The following is a 19,841-nucleotide window of genomic DNA, read 5'->3' as shown; positions in this document are numbered from 1 at the left end:
AATTGCGGATCGCATCGCCTTTACCATGCCGTATCGTCGGCGCGGAGTGCGGGGATTTCGCAAAAAGGTGATTTCACGCTTCATCATTCCGCCTTATGTTGATGCTTATACAAGATTTCCCCTTTCCTGATGAGGATGCCTGATGGCTTCGACCAATCGCCTGCCTTTCAGCCGTTCGTTTGCCTTGCTGGCCAGCATCGCACTGATTGCCGGCCCCGTTGCGGGCGTTACCGAACAGGCTTATGCGCAGACGCAGAATAGCGGTGCGACGGCGGGTGCCCAGGCGCCGGCCACCAACAACCAGACGCCTCCGGCCGCATCGCCGACGGCTACGTTGAACCCTGGCGCGATAAACCCGGCAGTGAATGCCGGACCGGCTTCGGTTGCCGATCTTGCTTCGGGATTGCTGGATGCCGTCGTCAATATTTCCACATCGCAGAAGGTGAAGGACGAGGGCGATGGGCCGGCGACGCCGAAGGTGCCGGATAACTCGCCGTATCAGGATTACTTCAACGATTTCTTCAACAACAAGAAAGACGACAACAGCAATCGCAAGGTGAGCTCGCTTGGCTCCGGCTTCGTCATCGATCCCTCCGGCTACATCGTCACGAACAATCACGTCATCGAAGGCGCCGACGATATCGAGGCGATCTTCCCGAACGGCACCAAGCTGAAGGCAAAATTGATCGGCACGGATACGAAGACCGATCTTTCCGTGCTTAAGGTCGAGCCGAAGCATCCGCTGACGGCGGTGAAGTTCGGCGATTCCTCCAAGATGCGGATTGGCGACTGGGTGATGGCGATCGGCAATCCCTTCGGCCTCGGCGGATCCGTGACCGTCGGTATCGTTTCGGCCCGCGGGCGCAACATCAATGCCGGTCCCTATGACAACTTCATCCAGACGGATGCGGCGATCAACAAGGGCAATTCCGGCGGCCCGCTCTTCAACATGAAGGGCGAGGTGATCGGCATCAACACCGCCATCATCTCCCCGAGCGGCGGCTCGATCGGTATCGGTTTTGCCGTCCCGTCGGAACTGGCGGAGGGCGTCGTCAATCAGCTCCGGGATTTCGGCGAGACGCGCCGCGGCTGGCTCGGCGTACGCATTCAGCCGGTAACGGATGATGTCGCCAACAGTCTTGGGCTGGCCGGAGCCAAGGGCGCGCTCGTGGCCGGTATCATCAAGGGTGGCCCTGTCGATAACGGCTCGATAAAGGCGGGCGATGTCATCCTCAAATTTGACGGCAAGGATGTGGAAGAGATGCGCGACTTGCCGCGCGTCGTCGCCGAAAGCCCCGTCGGCAAGGAAGTCGATGTCGTCATTTTCCGTGACGGCAAGGAACAGACTGTCAAGGTGACCCTCGGCCGGCTGGAAGACAGCGATCAGGCGGCAGCCGCCAGCACCGACAAGACCAAGAAGCCGCAGCTTGCGCCCGACGATAATGGCAATAATGGCGGCGTCATCAACCCCGACGAGGGCGATGAGGGTGGCGATGACGGCATGGATGGGCAGGACCAGGGCGCCGATCCGCAGCAATCGCCGCAGGCTCAGCCACCGGTACAAGCGACCTCGAACATACTGGGCATGAAGCTCGCGACGCTGACATCGGAGAACCGCAAAAGCTTCGGCATCGCCGATAGCGTCGATGGCGTCGTCATCACTGAAGTGGCGCCCGGTTCGGCAGCGGCGGACAAGGGTCTGAAACCCGGCGACGTCGTCGTGGAAGTGGCGCAGGAATTCGTCCAGACGCCGAGTGCCGCCTCGGAGAAGGTGGCGTCTCTGAAGCGTGAGGGACGTCGCAATGCGCAGATGATGGTTGCGTCTCCGAACGGTGACTTGCGCTTCATCGCCGTTGCGTTGGAGTAGAGGGTCAGCGCCCGGCTTGCTTTGCCTGCCGGGCCTGCCATTCGGCTGCCGTCAGGCGGTAGAGCACATGCCGCTTCAGACGGGGATGGGTGTCGGGCACGTTGGGATGATCGAAATCACCGCCTTCGACACGACGCATGCCGATGCGTTCCATGACAGCGGTCGACCTGACATTGTTGTGCACCGCAAAGGAGACGATCTGGTCCAGGCCGAGCCTGTCAAAACCGTGGGCAAGCAGGGCTCGCGCCGCTTCGCTGACGAATCCCTTGCCCCATTGCCGTGCCACTAGGCGCCAGCCGATCTCGATCGTCCCCGCCGGCACGAAGGGTTCCAGATGATCTGTCCGCATCAATCCGCAATAACCGATCGCTTCTCCGCTTTCTTTGAGCTCAAGGGCATAGAGGCCAAACCCGGTTTCTGAAATCATCGCATGAACGCGATCGAAGAAAGCGTCGGCTTCCGCACGATTGCGGCGGAACGGAAAGAATTCCATGACGGCTTCGTCGGAATTGATCTCGTAGGCCAGATCACGATCCGTCTCGCGCCAGTTGCGGATGATGAGGCGGTCGGTTTCGGTGATGATCATCCAAAGCCCCGATCCCGGCGATTGCGCCGTTCTATGGTTTGATGAAGTCCGTCTTGCGATAGCCCTGGATGTAGAGGAGGGCGGTGAGATCGCCATGGTCGATGCGCATTCCGGCCTGTGCCGAGACCGTCGGCTTGGCGTGAAGTGCGACGCCGGAGCCGGCAAGCTGCAGCATGCCGAGGTCATTTGCGCCGTCGCCGACGGCGAGCGCGTCATCGGTGGAAATGCCGAGCTTGCCGGCGATATCGTTCAGCGCATCCACCTTGGCTTGCTTGCCGAGGATCGGTTCCTCGACGAGCCCGGTCAGGATGCCGTTTTCTTCCAGCAGGATATTGGCGCGGTTCTCGTCGAAGCCGAGGGTGGTGCCGATGCGGCTGGTAAAGACGGTGAAGCCGCCGGAGACGAGGGCGGTGTAGTAGCCCTTCGCCTTCATCGTCGCGATGAGTTCGGGGCCGCCAGGCGTCAGCGTGATGCGCTTGGCAATGACATCGTCGACGACGGAAATGGGCAATCCCTTCAGCAGCGCCACGCGCTCGCGCAGCGCCGGCTCGAAGGCGATTTCGCCATTCATGGCGCGAGCCGTAATGTCTGCGACTTTCTCCTTGAGGCCGACTTCGGCGGCAAGCTCGTCGATGCATTCCTGGCCGATCATGGTGGAGTCCATATCGGCAATCAGCAACTTCTTGCGGCGGGTGTCGGCATCCTGAATCACGAGATCGATCGGCTCGCTGCCGATCACGGCCAATATATTGGCCTCTGCGGCCCCGATATCAGTCCCGTCGCGAAGCGCGATATCGCAGGCAATGCCATCGGCTAGCCAATAGAGCCCGGACGCTTTGACAGCATCAGCCGCCTGTTCAGCGATGGCCGGAACAAGAACGGGGTTTGACGGATTGGCAATAAGCGTGGCAACGAGGGCCATGAGCAGAAACCTTGTGAGCGATATCGACGCGATCCTGATAACCGGGCCGACCGCCAGCGGCAAGTCCGCGCTGGCGGTAGAATTGGCCCGTTTGCATGGCGGCGTCGTCATCAATGCCGACAGCATGCAGGTCTACGATACCCTGCGCGTGCTGACTGCGCGACCCTCGGAGGCCGAGATGGAAGGCATTCCGCATCATCTCTACGGTCATGTGCCGGCGGGACAGGCCTATTCGACCGGCGCCTGGCTGCGTGAGGCAGGCGTCTTGGTCGAGCGCCTGCGCGACGAGGGGCGATTGCCTGTCTTCGTCGGTGGTACCGGGCTCTATTTCAAAGCGCTGGCTGGCGGGCTCTCCGACATGCCCGAGATTCCACCTGACATCCGTAGCCGGCTTCGCAGTCGGCTGTTGGCGGAAGGGGCGGAGGCGCTGTATGGCGAGCTTGCAGAACGTGATAGCGCTATTGCTGAAACCCTCAACCCGCAGGATGGCCAGCGCATTGTCCGCGCCCTGGAGGTGAGGGAGGCGACGGGCCGTTCGATTGCCGCCTTTCAGGGCAAGACCGGGCCGATGGTCATCGATCCAGATCGTGCTCGGAAAATCGTTGTCCTGCCCGAGCGCGCGCTGCTGCACCAGCGCATCAACAGCCGCTTCGAGACGATGCTGGCAATGGGGGCGGAGGAGGAGGTGCGGGCTTTGCTGGCATTGGATCTGTCGCCGGAGATGCCGGTCATGAAGGCGATCGGGGTATCGCAGATCGCCGCGATGCTGAAGGGTGAGATGACGCGGGAAGAGGTCATCGAAACCGGAGCAGCGGCAACGCGGCAATATGCCAAGCGGCAGATGACCTGGTTTCGCAATCAGATGGACGAGAGCTGGGAGCGTCTGAGCCCGTGAGCCTGCTGCCTCAATCCTTGTCGTAGAGGCTGCTCAGCGGCTTTTTCAGTATGCTGTCCCGCAGCGAAAGGCCGGGTTCCCGCTTGAGCGACGGTAAGGGTTCTCTCGGCGGCACTGGTCGTGCGGCCGTATCGTCGCTGCGAAATTCGCGGCGCAGGTCCGCAAGCCTGCTGTCGATCGATGTCTGCGGCGGCTGCGCTGTCTGCGGGGTGGCCGCGCGAGGCAGCATGTCGGGGCGATAGGGTTCGATCGATGGCGCATCGGCTTCCGCCACACGTTGCGATGTCTGCTCTATAGGTAGATCGTCGAAATCATTCCTGCTCTCGGTTACCGCATCCGCTGCGGCACCGTAGTTCTGTTGCAAGGCGCTGATATCTGGACCTGTAATCGAACGCATGCGGCTGATGATCGTGCGCAGATCGACCGTATCAGGCGAATCCTCGCTGACCTTCGCCGTGCTGCCGCTGGCTTTCGGCAGCAAATGCCGCTCGACCTGGGAAAAGCGCATGCGCATCGGAACTGCGATGGCCTCGCCGAAGGCGATAGCTTCACCGTTGCCGATCGATGACAGAAAGCTCGTTGTCGAGATCGAGGAGTTCGGGATGGCCGAGCGAATGATTTCCTGGTCGCGATCATTGGCGAGACGCATGGCGAAGAGCGTCGAACACTGCGACAGGATCGTTTGATCGAGTTCGCCCGGCCGCTGCGTGATGATGCCGAGCGATACGCCGTATTTGCGGCCCTCCTTGGCGATGCGGGCGATGGCCTGGCGCGTCGGGAAGAAGCCGAGCGTCGGATCGGCGGGAATGTAGCGATGCGCTTCCTCGCAGACGACCAGCATATGGATCGCACCGTCGCTCCAGAGCGCCAGCTCGAACGCCATACGGCAGAGGACGGACGCCACGGAGTTGATGACTTCCGAGGGGATGCCGGCGAGCTGGAACGTGCAGATCGGCTTGCCGTCGCCCGGAATGCGGAAGATCTTGGCGATGGTCTCCATGATCGTATCGGTGATCGTATTGTTGGAGAACATGAAGTGATAGCGGGGATCGTTGATCGCCGAGATGATGCGCATTTTCAGGGAGCGCAGATGCGGCTTTTCCTGCCGGCCCTCCAGCCGGCCGATGCGCTCGTCGATCAGCGCCAGCAGATCGGCCATGCGGTAGGGAACCGGCGTATCCGCCGTCACGGAAGACTTTTCCGTCTGGCGGCGCATCAGGCTTGAATCGCTGCCGCGGAAGGCGCGTCTTGCTTCCGGAATAAGATCGCGCAGCGCATCGAGCTCCTCCGGTATCGCCGGTCGGCCGCGGAAGACGACTTCGCTGAATTCTTCCAGCCGCATCAGCCAGAAGGGCAGGTCGAGCGTATCGGTGTCGATGACGACGGCGTGCTTCGGAAAGGCGGCGGCAAATTCATTATGCGGATCGAGGATCAGTACGCGCAGTTTCGGATCGGTGCTGATCGCCTTGTGCAGCAACAGCGAGACGGCGGTGGATTTGCCGACGCCGGTCGAGCCGACGACGGCGAAATGCTTCGACAGCATGGAGGGAATATGGATGGCGGCGTCGATGCTTTCATCCTGCGTCAGCTTGCCGATGACGCAGCTATTGCCCTTGCCGGCATCGAAGATGCGCATGAGATCGGCGGCACGGATGCGATGCGCAATCGCGCCGAGATAAGGATAGGCGGTGATGCCGCTCGAAAATTCCTCGCGGCCATCCGGCCCGACATGGACCTCGCCCAAAAGTTCGACCTCGATGCGGAACAGATTGTCCTGTCCTTCGCCCCAGCCGACGCTTTGCGTGTTCATCGAATAGACGAGGGCGGCCACGCGGTTCTTTCCGACACTGATGGAAATCAGCCGACCGACCGACCATAGTTCGGTAAGGTCCGTGCCACCGGCCTCGGCGACGGCGGCGATCGTTGCTCTCGAGCCGTTGCACGCAACTACACGGCCGAGGAAGCGATTTCCCGGCTTCAGCTTGTCGCGACGATCAAAATCTCCAGCTTTGCCGGACGTCTGCAGATCATTGTTCAGCAAACAGCTACCCCAACTAGTCCATGCCGGAGCATAGAGATGGCGGCTTAACAAAATCCTGTCGGTCATCCATGCATTTAAAGGGTTTCGGCGACACCGCGATTTTTTATTGCTTCACGCGTTGACGCTTCGAAATTTTCTGTCTATCACTTCGCCCCATGAAAAACTCGATCGTTCTTATCGTGGTGGGAAAGCGCATGGGCAGGATGGTGTAACCATCCGGCGACAGCCACCCATGCGCTAGATGACAGGCTCCCCAAGGGGCCTTTTTTTATGCCCGAAATCGAGATTTCATTCTTCCAAACCTCCAGCAGACAGCGGAACAAACGTATGACCGGCACAGATAATCAGGCGAGCGGCAATCGAATGACAGGCGCGGAGATCGTGTTGCAGGCGCTCAAGGACAACGGCGTCGAACACATCTTCGGTTATCCGGGCGGTGCCGTGCTTCCGATCTATGACGAGATCTTCCAGCAGGACGACATCAAGCACATCCTCGTTCGCCACGAGCAGGGCGCCGGCCATGCGGCCGAGGGCTATGCCCGCTCCACCGGCAAGGTCGGCGTCATGCTGGTTACCTCCGGCCCGGGCGCGACCAATGCGGTCACGCCGCTGCAGGACGCCTTGATGGATTCCGTCCCGCTTGTCTGCCTCAGCGGCCAGGTCCCGACAACTCTGATCGGCTCCGACGCCTTCCAGGAATGCGATACCGTCGGCATCACGCGGCCCTGCACCAAGCACAACTGGCTGGTCAAGGACGTCAACGAGCTGGCTGCTGTCATTCATGAAGCCTTCCGCATCGCCCAGTCGGGTCGTCCAGGCCCCGTCGTCGTCGACATTCCGAAGGACATTCAGTTCGCGACCGGCACCTATACGCCGCCGGAAGCCCATCATGTCCAGAAGAGCTATCAGCCGAAGATCCAGGGCGATCTCAACAAGATCACGCAGGCGATCGAGCTGATGAAGAATGCCCGTCGCCCGGTCATCTATTCCGGCGGCGGCGTCGTCAATTCCGGTCCGGAAGCCTCCAAGCTGCTGCGCGAATTGGTCGAGCTGACCGATTTCCCGATTACGTCGACGCTGATGGGCCTCGGCGCCTATCCGGCTTCCGGCAAGAACTGGCTCGGCATGCTCGGCATGCATGGTTCCTACGAGGCCAACATGGCGATGCATGATTGCGACGTCATGGTCTGCATCGGTGCACGCTTCGACGACCGCATTACCGGCCGCCTGAATGCCTTCTCGCCGAATTCGAAGAAGATCCATATCGACATCGATCCGTCTTCGATCAACAAGAATGTCCGCGTCGATGTCGGCATCCTCGGCGATGTCGGCAATGTTCTGGAAGACATGGTTCGCCTGTGGCGCGCCTTGCCGCAGAAGCCGGCTGCCGAGCGTTTGGGCGACTGGTGGGCCGACATCACCCGCTGGCGCGCGCGCAATTCCTTTGCTTACAAGGCGAGCGACGACGTCATCATGCCGCAATATGCGATCCAGCGCCTCTATGAGCTGACGAAGCATCGCGATACCTACATCACCACCGAAGTCGGCCAGCACCAGATGTGGGCGGCGCAGTTCTACGGCTTCGAACAGCCGAACCGCTGGATGACCTCGGGTGGTCTCGGAACCATGGGCTACGGCCTGCCGGCAGCGCTCGGCGTGCAGATCGCCCATCCGGAGAGCCTGGTCATCGACATTGCCGGCGATGCTTCTATTCAGATGTGCATTCAGGAAATGTCGGCTGCGATCCAGCACAATGCGCCGATCAAGATCTTCATCCTCAACAACCAGTACATGGGCATGGTTCGTCAGTGGCAGCAGCTGCTGCATGGCAATCGTCTGTCCAATTCCTACACGGAAGCGATGCCTGATTTCGTCAAGCTTGCGGAAGCCTATGGTGCCGTCGGCCTGCGTTGCGAGAAGCCGGGTGAGCTCGATGGCGCCATCCAGGAAATGATCGACGTCAACAAGCCGGTCATCTTCGATTGCCGCGTCGCCAATCTCGCCAACTGCTTCCCGATGATCCCCTCGGGCAAGGCGCACAACGAAATGCTGCTGCCGGACGAAGCAACCGACGAGGCCGTCGCCAATGCCATCGACGCCAAGGGGCGCCAGCTGGTTTGATCGATAGCTGGGGTGCTGCAGGAGCCGCGCCTCAGCCGATCCCGCCGGCATGCCGAACAAGAACCGAGGAAACGGAACAAGGATCATGAACGCACACCTTCAACCCACGGGCTCCGCCTACTTCATTTCGCCCGAAACCGCGGCGGCCGAGAGCCATACGCTTTCGGTGCTGGTCGACAACGAGCCCGGCGTTCTCGCCCGCGTCATCGGCCTCTTCTCCGGCCGTGGCTACAATATCGAAAGCCTCACCGTTTCGGAGACGGAGCATCAGGCGCATCTGTCGCGCATTACCATCGTCACGCGCGGCACGCCGCAGGTGCTGGAGCAGATCAAGGCGCAGCTTGAGCGCATCGTTCCCGTTCACCGCGTCGTCGATCTGACGGTGCGCGCCCGCGAACTCGGCCAGGAGCGGCCGATCGAGCGCGAAGTGGCACTGCTGAAGGTCACCGGAAACGGCGAGACGCGCGCCGAGACGCTGCGGCTCGCCGACGCCTTCCACGCGAAGGTCGTGGATGCGACCGTCGAGCACTTCATTTTCGAGATCACCGGCAAGTCCTCGAAAATCGATCAGTTCATCGCCATCGTCAAGCCGCTCGGCCTTATCGAAGTCTGCCGCACCGGCATTGCTGCGATGAACCGCGGCTCACAGGGGATGTAAGAGCCTGCGGCGTTGATCGGCTTGCCGACCGGAATTGCGTGAGAAATCAGAGCGGTTTGGTGCTTTCGTGAAGCACCAAACCGCTCTATCTTTTGCGATGACCGACCTAGGCCGGCGATATCACTTCTAGCGAGGGAACATTGTGGCAGTCCTTGCCGGCGAGACTTTGCCTGAGATAGGTGAAAAGCCGTGGCATCCGCCGGCTGGCATGCGCCTCGGCGCGGCGCCTTTCGTACGAAGTGATTTTCCCTGGCTCGGACATTATTTCCGTTCGCAGAAACTGGCCTCGATCCTTTCTCCTAAAATTGGCGGCATCGTGTCCTGGGGTGGCCGCGCGCCGGCCAAGGTGGCAGCCAGGTTTGCACGGTTTCGCGGATTGCGCCACTGGCATCTCGAGGACGGTTTCCTGCGGTCGATAGGGCTTGGCAAGTCCGGCGCCATTCCGCTGTCCATCGTTATCGACGATCTTGGCCTGCCCGTCGATGCAAACAGGCCGTCGCGGCTTGAGCAGCTGATAGAGGGGGCGGGAGAGGCAGGAGAGCTCGGCCGCGCTATCCGCGAGCAGATCGTTCTCAACAAGCTCTCGAAATACAATCATCTCCCCCATCGGCAGCCCAATATCGAGCGGACTGCAAAGCGCCGCATTCTGCTGGTGGATCAGGTCGTTGGCGACGTTTCCGTCGACAGGGCGCTCGGCTCAAAAGCCTCCTTCGAGAAGATGCTTGCCGATGGGCTGGCGAGCGATTCGCAATGCCTCATCCGCACCCATCCGGATGTCATGGCCGGGCTTCGTAAGGGATATCTTACGGGGCCGGCTTCCAAGGGCGATGTGGTCATGATCGACGATGCCGTGTCGGTAGCCTCCATCCTCGAAGTCGTCGACGAGGTCTGGACGGTTTCGAGCCAGTTCGGCTTCGATGCGCTGCTGCGCGGCATTCCGGTCCGCTGCTATGCCGCGCCCTTTTATGCAGGCTGGGGGGTGACTGAGGATCATTTCGGCGTTTACACCAAGGCAATACTTGCCAGGCGCCGGACCAAGCGGAGGACGGTCGATCAGATCGCCGCTGCCGCCTTTTCACTTTACCCGACCTATCGCGATCCGGCCGACTGGCAGGAGATCGATGCTTTCCGGGCAATCGAGCTGATCGTTGCGCAGCAGAAGGCTGCTGCGTAAACCTATAGCATCTCCAATGACTTCTTTCGCGACGGCGGCGGGAAGGCGGCATCGAGCACAGCCCAATCCTCGTCGGTGATATCGATATCGATCGACTCACGGTTTTCCTCGATGCGCTGAGGGTTCGAGGACTTCGGGATCGAGATCACGCCGTCGCGCTCCAGCAGAAAGGCAAGCGCGATCTGGGCCGGCGTCGCCTGATAGGTCTTGGCAATCCGGATCAGCTCGGGATGGTGGAGCAGGCGGCCTTGCTCGATCGGCGAATAGGCCATGATTGGAATGCTTCGCTCCTGGCACCATGGCAAGAGGTCATATTCGATGCCGCGCCGGGAGAGATTGTAGAGCACTTGGTTGGCGGCGACATTGCCGCCGTTCGGCACGGAGAGCAGCTCGTCCATATCCGCAACGTCGAAGTTCGACACGCCCCAGGCTTCGATCTTCCCGGCCGCCTTTAGGCTTTCGAAGGCTTCCACCGTTTCTTCGAGCGGATAGTTACCGCGCCAATGCAGCAGATAGAGATCGATGCGATCGGTATTCAGGCGCTTCAGGCTGCGTTCGCAGGCTGCAACTGCGCCCTTGCGGCTCGCATTGGCGGGATAGACCTTGCTGACGAGGAAAACCTCGTCGCGGCGGCCTTCGATCGCCTTGCCGACAATCTCCTCCGAGCCGCCGTCTGCATACATCTCAGCCGTGTCGATCAGCGTCATGCCGAGATCGAGGCCGGTTTTCAGGCTGGCGATCTCATCCCTGGCGCTTGCTGCATTCTCGCCCATATTCCAGGTGCCCTGGCCAAGTGCCGGAACCTGGATGCCAGAAGGAAGGGTGACGGTTGGGATGGGCTCGCGCATGGTCATTCCTCGCTGGAGAAAACCGAAGGATAGGGGCATTCAACCGGATTTCAATCGGCATCCGTCATGTCACGGTGACAATCATCCTATGGCTTTCGTATGGCCGGCGAACTAATGTCGCACCGTCATGCGCCGCCGCATTTTTGCGCGCGTGAAGAAGAATTTTGGATGCCGCCTTGTCACGATACGGTGTCCTGGGAGGCATCATGGCGCTGGATACATTTCTGGCTCTTCTACTTTTTGCATTCACGACCTCGATCACGCCCGGACCGAACAACATGATGTTGTTTACCTCCGGTGTGAACTTCGGTTTCCGGCGCACCATTCCACATATGCTCGGCATCGGTGTCGGCTTTTTTGTGCTGCTGATTGCGGTGGGATTGGGGTTGGGGGCACTTCTGCACACGGTGCCCGTGCTTTATACCGCGCTTAAATTCGCCGGCGGGGCCTATCTCGTCTGGATTGCCTGGAAGATCGGCACTTCGCGCAGCCTGAGCGAGGCGGAAAGCGATGCAAAGCCGATGAGTTTTATCAGCGCTGCTGCGTTCCAATGGGTCAATCCCAAGGCGTGGGTGATGGCTGTCACCGCCATGGCCACTTACACTAACGAGCAGCTCTATCTCTTCACCGTTCTGCTCGTCGGACTGGCATTTGCCGCCGTGAATGTGCCGAGCGTATCGACCTGGGCGGGCTTCGGCTCCGTGCTGCGCGACTGGCTGTCCGATCCCATCAGGCTTAAATGGTTCAACATAACCATGGCCATCCTGCTGGTGCTCAGTCTCTGGCCGATGCTAAAGTAACGGCCAGAGACAGGAGTAAGCCATGTCCCACGGACATTCGCACGATGATGACGACCATCATCACCACGACAACCACTATTCGGACATGCAGGCGCGGGTGAAGGCGCTGGAGACGCTGCTGACGGAAAAGGGCTTGATCGATCCGGCGGCGATCGACCGTATCGTCGAGACCTATGAGACGAAGGTGGGGCCGCGCAATGGGGCGCAGGTGGTGGCGAAAGCCTGGAGCGATCCCGACTTTGCCGACTGGCTGCGGCGCGACGCGACGGCGGCGATTGCCAGTCTCGGCTTTACCGGCCGCCAGGGCGAGCATATGCGCGCGGTGTTCAATACGTCGGAAACGCATAACCTGATCGTCTGCACGCTCTGCTCCTGCTATCCGTGGGCCGTGCTCGGGCTGCCGCCGGTCTGGTACAAGGCGCCGGCCTATCGCTCCCGCGCGGTGATCGATCCGCGTGGCGTGCTCGCCGAATTCGGCCTGACATTGCCGCAGGAGACGAAAATCCGTGTGTGGGATTCGACGGCGGAACTTCGCTATCTGGTAATCCCTGAGCGGCCTGCCGGCTCCGAAGATATGGATGAGGCGGCGCTGGCGGATCTCGTCAGCCGCGACGCCATGATCGGTACCGCGCTCGCCAAGACTCCGGAGGCCGCGTGATGAACGGTCCACACGATCTTGGCGGCCAGATGGGTTTCGGCCCAGTCGCGCCGGAACCGAACGAGCCCTATTTCCATGCCGAATGGGAAAAGCGCGCGCTCGGCATCACGCTCTCCTGTGGTGCCTTCGGTGCCTGGACCATTGATGAAAGCCGGCATGCACGCGAAAACATTCCGCCGGCCAGCTATCTTGGCGCCAGCTACTATGAGATCTGGATTCGTGCTGTCGAAGCGCTGCTGGAGCGGCACGGCTTCGCCACCGCCGAAGAGTCCCGGATCGGCCATTCGCTCGAACAGGGCAGAGTGCCGAAGCGGGTTCTGAAGGCTGAAATGGTCGATGGCGCATTGGCGAAGGGCGGTCCTTGCGACCGGCCGGTCGAGACCGCCCCGCTCTTTGCCGTCGGCGATCATGTCCGCACCAAGAACTTCAACCCGATCGGCCACACCAGATTGCCGCGCTATGCCCGCGCAAAGACGGGTGTCATCGAAGCGGTGCAGGGCTCCTTCGTCTTCCCCGATGACAATGCCCATGGCCGCGGCGAAAATCCGCAATGGGTCTATACGGTCGTCTTCGACGGTGCCGAGATCTGGGGCGAGGGCGCTGATCCCTCTTTGACGGTCTCGATCGATGCCTGGGAGAGCTATCTTGAGCGCGTGTGAGGTCCCATCGCCTCTGGCGCAATCGCCCGGACTGCCGAAGTCTGCCGATGGCGAGCCAGTCTTTCCGGAACCCTGGGCGGCGGGCGCTTTTGCGATGACCGTTCACCTGCACGAGAAGGGCCTGTTCGCCTGGAGCGAATGGGCTGAGCAGTTGTCGGTGGAACTTCACAAGCCGGGCCGCGCGCCTGACGGCAGCGATTATTTCGACTGCTGGGTGGCTGCTTTGTCAGGGCTGCTGGTCGCGAAGGGCATTGCCGATGCCGACGCGATTGTGGCTTTGCAGCAAAGCTGGCAACGTGCGGCCGAGGCAACGCCGCATGGCAAGCCGATCGCGCTTGAAAACGATCCTCAGCGCTAAGAATCAGTCAGAAATCGGCTGACGAATGGTTTGTTCTTTGTGTCACTGGCATAATACAGCCCTGTTTTGCTATGTTGCTGTCCGGTTGTTGAATTGTACATCGCAGTTTCCTGAAGAGCTTCTGTTGACCTTCTGAACAAGCGTTTCCTAACCGCTTATCCCATTCGTGAACCGTAATGTCCTCTACTTCTGTGCTAAGCGATATTCCCGGCGGCAAATCTCTGCTTGAATGGTTCGGGCGGATACCCCGCTTCCACGATGCCAAATTGCTTGAGATCAGCTTCCCGGGCAGGGCAGCAGGGCTGATGCGTATCCACGCATGGAACATGACTGATCAGGTGGACGCCAAAGGCTACTTCCTCCTGGATAAACACGCGATCGTTACCCTTGTCCTTGGGGAGGTGAGCGCCATCAGTTGTACCGATTTCGAAATGGTACCGGGTATCATCTTTGATCTGGAAATTGCGAAGATGGAAGAGAACTTCCGCATAGAATGGGATGCCAGCTACGGAGTGAGCGGTTTCGTCATCGCCAAACACATAAAGATTAGCCTCGTTCCAACAGCTTCCATCTGAGACCGTTTCGGGGCAGGGGCTAACTCAACAGCCTGGGGCGACAAAACGCTTCACCTTGAGGCAAGCTACGACGAGAACTGCCTGTAGCACTCGTCCGCCACCTGCTGCAGCATGTCCCGCGAGATTTCGCCCGTCACGGCATAGCCGAGATCGCCGTCGATCCAATAGAAGGTCTCGACGGCCTTGTCGCTGGCAAAGCGGAAGCTGGTTGTTGTGTTGCCGCTATTGCGCCCAACCAGCACGGTCAGGCGTTGACCGCTGGCATTTTCATACATGAACAGGGCGCCGGGCGTGCCGTTGACCGGCAGCAGCCGGCCACCGACCAACTGGAAGCCTAGCGTCTGCAGGCTCGGCACCTTGAGGCCAGCGACATTCATGCGTTTGCCGAGCCAGGTGGCGAGATGGGCTTCCTGATCCGCGCCGACTTCGACGGGATGGCGGACATCGCTGGCATAAACGACGAAAGCCGAATGCGCCTGTTGCGGCAGGGCTTCGATCGAGGTCAGCTGTAATTCGCGCGGTACCAGGAGATCCGGGCCGAAATGACCGGCTGCCGCACCGGCGACGAACAGTGCCAGTGAGGCGGCGAGCATCATCAGCCTGCGGCTGCGCTGTGGCGGGATCGCTTGCGCGGAGAGCGTGCTTCTGCTTGTGGAAATGAGATCAGTGTCGCCGTCCTTCGATATGGCATAGGGCGAGAACATGGCCCGGATGTCATCGTTCTGGACCTGCCATGCCGCAACGGCGGCGGCATCTTCGGGGTTTTCGGTCAGCCACGCCTGCAATTCCGCCTGTTTTTCCGGTGGCAGAAGGCCATCGGCAAAGGCGTGAAGGTCCGCTTCGGTCACGGTCGGTTTGCGTTCGTTCATCTTGGTCTCCGAAGCGTGACAACATTGTCTGCATCCAACAGGCTGGTCATCTTCTGCCGCGCGCGCGACAGGCGCGACATCACGGTGCCGATCGGGATATCGAGCATATCGGCGACATCCTGATAGCTGCAGCCTTCGACGACGACGAGCATCAGCACTGCGCGATAGTCTTCACTAAGGCTGTTCAGTGCCGTTTCCAGGCGCGATCGCTGCAGCGGATCACTGTCCGCCTCGGCTGCGGCCAAGTGGCTGTTGTCATCGATATCGACAAAGCTGCGGCCCACCTCCTGGCGCCGCCCGTTGCGATAGAGATTGGTCATGATGGTGAGGACCCAGCCGCGCAGGTTCAGCCCGCGCCACTGGCCGCGCCGGGTCAGGGCCCTTTCGACGCAATCCTGAAGCAGGTCCTCGCCATCGGCGTCCGAGCGGGTGAGGCTGCGCGAATAGCGCCTCAACGAGGGGAGGAGCGCCAGCACTTCCGCCTCGAAGCTGTCGGGCGCGGGGGATGTTCCCGCCGCGCCCTTTTCGTTCCCATCAGGGCTTCGCGACATCCCATACGCCCTTGAAGCCGTCGCCGGCGACATCACCGGATTTTGTGTCCTTGACGAAGAAATAGAGCGGCATGCCGTCCTTTGCCCACTGTTTCTTCCCGTCCTTGCGGGTAATGATCGAATATGCACCTTCCGCCTTGGCTTTGCTATCGGCGATCAGCGGCGGCCAGGCTTTCGCGCAATCGCCGTTGCAATTGGATTCGCCCGACTTGTCGTTCTTGAACGTATAGAGCGTCATGCCGTTCTCGCCGGCGAGCACCTTGCCCTTGGCGCTTTCGACCGTCTTGACTGGAGCCGCGGCGAGTGCGGCCGTGGCAAAGGCAGATGCCGCAGCGAGCGCGGTCAGGAATCTCATGGTCTTCATGATGTTTCTCCTCGGGTGGGTGGACGAGATCGTCCAGGCTTTGCTTTTTTGCGTTGCCGGACATGAGACACCGGGGCTTGCGATTTTATTCCCGGTTCGCCGGGTATTTTTTACTGCTTGCTTCCAGCGGCCGAATCCTGCCAATTCGGCCCATGCAATTCGCGCCGCAACAAGATGAAGCGCTCAAGGCCGTCGCCAAATGGCTGAAGGAGGGGCGCTCGCCGTTGTTTCGTCTGTTCGGCTATGCCGGCACGGGCAAGACGACGCTTGCTCGGCATTTTGCCGAGCATGTGGATGGCGATGTGCTGTTTGCTGCCTTTACCGGCAAGGCGGCGCAGGTACTGCGCTCGCGCGGCGCCTCGAATGCCAAGACCATCCATTCGCTGATCTACCGGCCGCGCGGCGAAGAGGCCGTCGAGGACGAAGAGACGGGCAAGACATCGATTGCCCCGATGTTCACCATCAATCGCCAAAGCCCGGTCGCCAAGGCCGCGCTGATCATCGTCGATGAATGCTCGATGGTGGACGAGGCGCTCGGCAAGGATCTGATGAGTTTTGGCACGCCTATTCTGGTGCTCGGCGATCCCGGGCAGCTTCCGCCGGTTTCGGGCGGCGGTTTCTTCACGAACGAGGAACCGGATTATCTGCTGACGGATATTCATCGTCAGGCGCGCGACAATCCGATCATTCAGCTCGCCATGCAGGTGCGCGAGGGCAAGGAAATCATGCATGGCGACTATGGCACCGCGCAGGTGATCTCGAAGAACGAGGTCACGCAGCCGCTGGTGCTGGAGGCCGATCAGGTGCTCGTCGGTACCAATAGGACGCGGCGCCGCTACAATCAGCGTCTGCGTGAGCTCAAGGGTTTTACGGCCGATTATCCGCAATCCGGCGACAAGCTCGTCTGTCTGCGCAATGATCCCGCCAAAGGGTTGCTCAACGGCTCGCTCTGGCAGGTGATGACCTCTTCCCGGGAAACGACGAAGCCGGGCATCAATCTTCTGGTGCGGCCGGAAGATGACGACATGGATCGTGGGGCAGCGAAGATCAAGCTCCTGAAGCAGGCCTTCGAGGATGTCGAGGGCGAGATCCCGTGGTCGACCCGAAAGCGCTATGACGAATTCGACTACGGCTATGCGCTGACGGTGCATAAAGCCCAGGGTTCGCAGTGGAACAATGTCGTGCTGTTCGACGAGAGCTGGGCGTTCCGCGATACGCGCGAGCGCTGGCTTTATACAGCCATTACCCGCGCCGCCGAGACGCTGACGATTGTCCGTTGACAAGACGTCCTGAGCCTTGCGTGAGGGATGTCGCGATGCGGTGACTTGGTTCGATCCTCTCCATCAAAGTTTTGCATGGGTTGATGTCGGAATCTCGTTGGTTTTGCTGCGCATAATGGCCTAAAACGGCTGCTATCATCCGCTTTGAAAATCAGGGATTTCGATCATGCCCGCCAAGCTTTCCGTGAACCTCAACGCCATCGCGATGCTGCGCAACCGGCGTGATCTTCCCTGGCCGAGCGTCACGGGCTTGGGGCGCATCGCGCTTGCCGCGGGAGCAAGCGGTCTTACCGTTCATCCGCGTCCCGATCAGCGGCATGTCCGCTTTTCCGATCTGCCCGATATCCGTGCGTTGATCGATGATGAGTTTCCGGAAGCGGAATTCAATATCGAGGGCTATCCGAGCGACGAGTTCTTCGATCTCTGTGCTTCGGCGGAACCTGAACAAGTGACGCTCGTGCCCGATGATCCCTCTCAGGCGACCTCGGATCACGGCTGGGACTTCCGCAAGAACCGTGAACTGCTGGCCGAGGTCGTCGCCAAATACAAGACGATCGGCTGCCGGGTGTCGTTGTTTGCCGATGGCGACGGCGATGCCGGGGCGGTAAAGATCGCCAGGGAAGTGGGCACCGACCGCATCGAACTTTACACCGGCCCTTACGGCGGATGCTATGATGATCCGCAGAAGGCTGCCATCATCCTCGAAGCGCTCGGCAAAACCGCCGACGCCGCCTTCGCCAACGGCCTCGACGTCAATGCGGGTCACGACCTGACGGTCGCCAACCTGCCGGCGCTACTCAAGCGTATCCCGAAGCTCGCGGAGACGTCGATCGGTCACGGGCTGACCGCCGATGCGCTGGAATATGGCATGGCCGAAACGGTTCGTCGCTTCCGCAGGGCTTGTGGTCAGGTGGTTTGAGGGAAAAGGTTCCAGCGCTAGTCAGGCAAGTTTGTTGTTGCCGCGCCTTCTGGCCTGACCCCTCATCCTAGCCTTCTCCCCGCTTACGGGGAGAAGGGACGACAGCTCAAAATGGCGGCGACATCACTCGATTAGAGCTTGCGTGCGGAGCACCAAAACTCCCTCGCCCCGCTTGCGGGGAGAGGGCTGGGTGAGGGGCTATGCTTGAAGTCTCAGCAAAGAGAGACTCACCCTAAAGTTCCAAAACTCAGCCAGCCAATGCTGCCTTATGTTCCTCGATAAAGCTGCGCAGCGTCTGCGGCTCCTTGCCGGTCAGTTTGTTGAAGTCATTGGTAAGGATGTCGAATTTGCCGGCGCGGGTGTTGGCGTCGGCGGAGACGAGCATATCCACCACGAACTTCGGCAGGCCGGCACCGGTGAGGCCTGCGGCAAACTGTTCGTCCGTGACCTGCACGACTTCAAGCGGACGGCCGGTGATCCGGCTGACGACGCTTGCGACCTCCTCGATGGTGACGGCGGTCGAGCCCGTCAGCGTGTAGGTGGCATTGTCCGTTGCATCGGAAGCCAGAGCTGCGGCAATCGCGAGCGCGCAATCTTCGCGGCTGATGTTGCTGACGCGGCCGCCGCCGGTTGCCGTATACCATTTGCCGGTTTCAAGGCTGTGCGGCAGGCCCATCAGATAATTGTCGAAGTACCAGGCGTCGCGCAGGATCGTATAGCCGATGCCGCTTGCCTTGATGGCGTTTTCCGTGCCGAGGTGGTCAGGCGCGAAGGTGACGAGCGAACCTTCCGGAGCCGGCATTGAGGTGTAGAGAATATGCTTGACGCCAGCCTTCTTCGCGGCTTCGACGGCAGCCGTATGCTGCTTGAGGCGCTGGCCGGGGACGGCGAGCGCATCGGTACTGATGATCAGCAGGCGATCGACGCCCGCGAAGGCGGCGGGCAGACCGGCGGCATCATCGAAGTCGGCCTTGCGGGTGACGACGCCCTTGGCCGCGAGATCGGCAAGCGTCTCCGGGCTGCGCGTGGCGGCGATGATGCGACCGGGCGCGACCTTATATGTCTCCAGCAGGTGATGGATGACGCGCTGGCCAAGCTTGCCGGCGGCGCCGGTGACGAGAAGAGTGCTGCTCATATGTTTTCCCTTGTTGGACCGCCGCACATTCGCAGGGGCCTTGCTGCTCTCAAAAAGAGACTAGCACTAGAATAGGAATTGACTTCACGGTGTAAAGGAGGCAGTTTTTGGGCTCCAAGTTACCAAAAGGGAACCGGCATGGCAGCCAGCGCCGTCGTCAATCTGCGCAGCGAGGATCCGCCGCTGCGCGACTTCGATCTCAGCAAACTTGATTTCAGCAATTGTCCCGTGCGGGACCTGATATCGCAGATCGGCGGAAAATGGTCGGTGCTGTTGCTGGAAACGCTGGCTAAACGGCCTTATCGTTTCGGCGAGTTGCGCCGCCTGGTGCCCGATATCTCCCAAAGAATGCTGACGCAAACGCTGCGCGATCTCCAGCGCGACGGGTATGTCGATCGCGAGGTTTTCCCGACAAAGCCGCCGAGCGTCGAATATCGCATGACGGATCTCGGCTACTCGCTTTACGAGCCGCTGGCGCTGCTTTTGAACTGGGCCGAGGCCAATCATGAGGCCGTCAAGGCTGCTAGAGCCCGTTTCGATCAATCGCCGGACTGAGCCGTC

Annotated in this window: 21 protein-coding genes; 13 read left to right on the top strand and 8 right to left on the bottom strand. The window is 60.5% G+C overall.

Translation table 11 applies throughout. The features are described 5' to 3' along the window. Window positions 1-142: 142 nt before the first annotated feature. Window positions 143-1,867 carry a DegQ family serine endoprotease gene (locus FHT84_RS05535; protein ID WP_113249340.1) on the top strand — a complete coding sequence of 575 codons (1,725 nt, stop codon included), beginning with the start codon at window positions 143-145 and terminating at the stop codon, window positions 1,865-1,867. Between the two features lie 4 nt (window positions 1,868-1,871). On the opposite strand, the gene FHT84_RS05530 is transcribed toward FHT84_RS05535, so the two are convergent. Together FHT84_RS05530 and serB are read right to left on the bottom strand one after the other, a co-directional pair. After that, window positions 1,872-2,453, bottom strand: coding sequence for a GNAT family N-acetyltransferase (locus FHT84_RS05530; protein WP_113249339.1), 582 nt, complete (start codon window positions 2,451-2,453; stop codon window positions 1,872-1,874). A 31-nt stretch (window positions 2,454-2,484) separates the two neighbouring features. Beyond that, on the bottom strand, window positions 2,485-3,375 hold the full coding sequence (gene serB, locus FHT84_RS05525; RefSeq protein ID WP_113249338.1) for a phosphoserine phosphatase SerB: 891 nt from the start codon (window positions 3,373-3,375) through the stop codon (window positions 2,485-2,487). Here serB and miaA point away from each other — a divergent pair. Next, on the top strand, window positions 3,374-4,270 hold the full coding sequence (gene miaA, locus FHT84_RS05520; RefSeq protein ID WP_113249337.1) for a tRNA (adenosine(37)-N6)-dimethylallyltransferase MiaA: 897 nt from the start codon (window positions 3,374-3,376) through the stop codon (window positions 4,268-4,270). The genes serB and miaA overlap by 2 nt on opposite strands. A 10-nt stretch (window positions 4,271-4,280) precedes the next feature. Here miaA and FHT84_RS05515 read toward each other — a convergent pair whose 3' ends face one another. Beyond that, window positions 4,281-6,311, bottom strand: a complete 2,031-nt coding sequence (locus tag FHT84_RS05515) for a DUF87 domain-containing protein (protein ID WP_113249336.1) — start codon at window positions 6,309-6,311, stop codon at window positions 4,281-4,283. 327 nt (window positions 6,312-6,638) lie between these two features. Between FHT84_RS05515 and FHT84_RS05510 the strand changes: the two genes are divergently transcribed. From FHT84_RS05510 to FHT84_RS05500, 3 genes are all read left to right on the top strand, one after another. Then, the gene (locus FHT84_RS05510; RefSeq protein ID WP_183761346.1) at window positions 6,639-8,432 is read left to right on the top strand and encodes an acetolactate synthase 3 large subunit; all 1,794 of its coding nucleotides are present in this window, start codon (window positions 6,639-6,641) and stop codon (window positions 8,430-8,432) included. Between the two features lie 85 nt (window positions 8,433-8,517). Next, on the top strand, window positions 8,518-9,090 hold the full coding sequence (gene ilvN, locus FHT84_RS05505; RefSeq protein WP_113249334.1) for an acetolactate synthase small subunit: 573 nt from the start codon (window positions 8,518-8,520) through the stop codon (window positions 9,088-9,090). 142 nt (window positions 9,091-9,232) lie between these two features. Then, window positions 9,233-10,264: a capsular biosynthesis protein gene (locus FHT84_RS05500; RefSeq protein ID WP_113249333.1), complete on the top strand. Its 1,032-nt coding sequence runs from the start codon at window positions 9,233-9,235 to the stop codon at window positions 10,262-10,264. A 2-nt stretch (window positions 10,265-10,266) separates the two neighbouring features. Here FHT84_RS05500 and FHT84_RS05495 read toward each other — a convergent pair whose 3' ends face one another. Continuing rightward, window positions 10,267-11,112, bottom strand: a complete 846-nt coding sequence (locus tag FHT84_RS05495; protein WP_113249332.1) for an aldo/keto reductase — start codon at window positions 11,110-11,112, stop codon at window positions 10,267-10,269. A gap of 206 nt (window positions 11,113-11,318) precedes the next feature. On the opposite strand from FHT84_RS05495, the gene FHT84_RS05490 reads away from it, so the two are divergent. The 5 genes from FHT84_RS05490 (at window position 11,319) to FHT84_RS05470 (ending at window position 14,162) form a co-directional block, all read left to right on the top strand. After that, window positions 11,319-11,912: a LysE family translocator gene (locus FHT84_RS05490; protein ID WP_113249331.1), complete on the top strand. Its 594-nt coding sequence runs from the start codon at window positions 11,319-11,321 to the stop codon at window positions 11,910-11,912. Window positions 11,913-11,934: 22 nt separating this feature from the next. Beyond that, window positions 11,935-12,570 (top strand): nitrile hydratase subunit alpha, encoded by a 636-nt coding sequence (gene nthA, locus FHT84_RS05485; protein WP_112343910.1) that lies wholly within the window; start codon window positions 11,935-11,937, stop codon window positions 12,568-12,570. Next, window positions 12,570-13,229 (top strand): nitrile hydratase subunit beta, encoded by a 660-nt coding sequence (gene nthB / locus FHT84_RS05480; protein ID WP_112343911.1) that lies wholly within the window; start codon window positions 12,570-12,572, stop codon window positions 13,227-13,229. The genes nthA and nthB overlap by 1 nt, the downstream gene beginning before the upstream one ends. Next, complete coding sequence (locus FHT84_RS05475) at window positions 13,216-13,587, top strand: nitrile hydratase accessory protein (RefSeq protein WP_113249330.1); 372 nt, start codon at window positions 13,216-13,218, stop codon at window positions 13,585-13,587. The genes nthB and FHT84_RS05475 overlap by 14 nt, the downstream gene beginning before the upstream one ends. Before the next feature lie 176 nt (window positions 13,588-13,763). Then, window positions 13,764-14,162, top strand: a complete 399-nt coding sequence (locus FHT84_RS05470) for an Imm50 family immunity protein (RefSeq protein ID WP_113249329.1) — start codon at window positions 13,764-13,766, stop codon at window positions 14,160-14,162. 65 nt (window positions 14,163-14,227) lie between these two features. Here the strand turns inward: FHT84_RS05470 and FHT84_RS05465 are convergent, their stop codons facing one another. From FHT84_RS05465 to FHT84_RS05455, 3 genes are read right to left on the bottom strand one after another with little or no spacing between them, the layout of a single operon-like run. Continuing rightward, window positions 14,228-15,031: an anti-sigma factor gene (locus FHT84_RS05465; RefSeq protein WP_113249328.1), complete on the bottom strand. Its 804-nt coding sequence runs from the start codon at window positions 15,029-15,031 to the stop codon at window positions 14,228-14,230. Next, a complete protein-coding gene (locus tag FHT84_RS05460; protein WP_113249327.1) occupies window positions 15,028-15,582 on the bottom strand; it encodes an RNA polymerase sigma factor in 555 nt (184 codons plus the stop codon). The genes FHT84_RS05465 and FHT84_RS05460 overlap by 4 nt, the downstream gene beginning before the upstream one ends. Next, window positions 15,566-15,946, bottom strand: coding sequence for a hypothetical protein (locus FHT84_RS05455; protein WP_112343915.1), 381 nt, complete (start codon window positions 15,944-15,946; stop codon window positions 15,566-15,568). The genes FHT84_RS05460 and FHT84_RS05455 overlap by 17 nt, the downstream gene beginning before the upstream one ends. Before the next feature lie 152 nt (window positions 15,947-16,098). Here FHT84_RS05455 and FHT84_RS05450 point away from each other — a divergent pair, with 152 nt between their 5' ends. Both FHT84_RS05450 and FHT84_RS05445 read left to right on the top strand, forming a co-directional pair. Further along, window positions 16,099-17,226: an ATP-dependent RecD-like DNA helicase gene (locus FHT84_RS05450; protein ID WP_112344061.1), complete on the top strand. Its 1,128-nt coding sequence runs from the start codon at window positions 16,099-16,101 to the stop codon at window positions 17,224-17,226. Window positions 17,227-17,392: 166 nt separating this feature from the next. Next, the gene (locus FHT84_RS05445) at window positions 17,393-18,145 is read left to right on the top strand and encodes a pyridoxine 5'-phosphate synthase (RefSeq protein ID WP_113249326.1); all 753 of its coding nucleotides are present in this window, start codon (window positions 17,393-17,395) and stop codon (window positions 18,143-18,145) included. Between the two features lie 247 nt (window positions 18,146-18,392). Here FHT84_RS05445 and FHT84_RS05440 read toward each other — a convergent pair whose 3' ends face one another. Continuing rightward, window positions 18,393-19,280 carry an SDR family oxidoreductase gene (locus tag FHT84_RS05440; RefSeq protein WP_113249325.1) on the bottom strand — a complete coding sequence of 296 codons (888 nt, stop codon included), beginning with the start codon at window positions 19,278-19,280 and terminating at the stop codon, window positions 18,393-18,395. Window positions 19,281-19,418: 138 nt separating this feature from the next. Between FHT84_RS05440 and FHT84_RS05435 the strand changes: the two genes are divergently transcribed. Then, window positions 19,419-19,835, top strand: a complete 417-nt coding sequence (locus FHT84_RS05435) for a helix-turn-helix domain-containing protein (RefSeq protein WP_112343918.1) — start codon at window positions 19,419-19,421, stop codon at window positions 19,833-19,835. The last annotated feature ends 6 nt before the right edge of the window (window positions 19,836-19,841 follow it).

Origin of the sequence: Rhizobium sp. BK289, assembly GCF_014193575.1 — a bacterium.
In the GTDB taxonomy this organism is placed as follows: Bacteria; Pseudomonadota; Alphaproteobacteria; order Rhizobiales; family Rhizobiaceae; genus Rhizobium; species Rhizobium tropici_C.
The sequence above is the reverse complement of the archived record's forward strand: the minus strand, read 5'-3'. Positions and strand labels throughout refer to the sequence as shown.

Excerpts from the sequence above, each read along its gene's own strand:
- FHT84_RS05435 (WP_112343918.1), top strand. The coding sequence starts at position 19,419 with ATGGCAGCCAGCGCCGTCGTCAATCTGCGCAGCGAGGATCCGCCGCTG.
- FHT84_RS05440 (WP_113249325.1), bottom strand. The coding sequence starts at position 19,280 with ATGAGCAGCACTCTTCTCGTCACCGGCGCCGCCGGCAAGCTTGGCCAG.
- serB (WP_113249338.1), bottom strand. The coding sequence starts at position 3,375 with ATGGCCCTCGTTGCCACGCTTATTGCCAATCCGTCAAACCCCGTTCTT.
- nthA (WP_112343910.1), top strand. The coding sequence starts at position 11,935 with ATGTCCCACGGACATTCGCACGATGATGACGACCATCATCACCACGAC.
- FHT84_RS05450 (WP_112344061.1), top strand. The coding sequence starts at position 16,099 with ATGCAATTCGCGCCGCAACAAGATGAAGCGCTCAAGGCCGTCGCCAAA.
- nthB (WP_112343911.1), top strand. The coding sequence starts at position 12,570 with ATGAACGGTCCACACGATCTTGGCGGCCAGATGGGTTTCGGCCCAGTC.
- FHT84_RS05470 (WP_113249329.1), top strand. The coding sequence starts at position 13,764 with ATGTCCTCTACTTCTGTGCTAAGCGATATTCCCGGCGGCAAATCTCTG.
- FHT84_RS05455 (WP_112343915.1), bottom strand. The coding sequence starts at position 15,946 with ATGAAGACCATGAGATTCCTGACCGCGCTCGCTGCGGCATCTGCCTTT.
- FHT84_RS05490 (WP_113249331.1), top strand. The coding sequence starts at position 11,319 with ATGGCGCTGGATACATTTCTGGCTCTTCTACTTTTTGCATTCACGACC.
- FHT84_RS05445 (WP_113249326.1), top strand. The coding sequence starts at position 17,393 with ATGCCCGCCAAGCTTTCCGTGAACCTCAACGCCATCGCGATGCTGCGC.
- miaA (WP_113249337.1), top strand. The coding sequence starts at position 3,374 with ATGAGCAGAAACCTTGTGAGCGATATCGACGCGATCCTGATAACCGGG.
- FHT84_RS05510 (WP_183761346.1), top strand. The coding sequence starts at position 6,639 with ATGACCGGCACAGATAATCAGGCGAGCGGCAATCGAATGACAGGCGCG.
- FHT84_RS05495 (WP_113249332.1), bottom strand. The coding sequence starts at position 11,112 with ATGCGCGAGCCCATCCCAACCGTCACCCTTCCTTCTGGCATCCAGGTT.
- FHT84_RS05465 (WP_113249328.1), bottom strand. The coding sequence starts at position 15,031 with ATGAACGAACGCAAACCGACCGTGACCGAAGCGGACCTTCACGCCTTT.
- FHT84_RS05460 (WP_113249327.1), bottom strand. The coding sequence starts at position 15,582 with ATGTCGCGAAGCCCTGATGGGAACGAAAAGGGCGCGGCGGGAACATCC.
- ilvN (WP_113249334.1), top strand. The coding sequence starts at position 8,518 with ATGAACGCACACCTTCAACCCACGGGCTCCGCCTACTTCATTTCGCCC.
- FHT84_RS05535 (WP_113249340.1), top strand. The coding sequence starts at position 143 with ATGGCTTCGACCAATCGCCTGCCTTTCAGCCGTTCGTTTGCCTTGCTG.
- FHT84_RS05530 (WP_113249339.1), bottom strand. The coding sequence starts at position 2,453 with ATGATCATCACCGAAACCGACCGCCTCATCATCCGCAACTGGCGCGAG.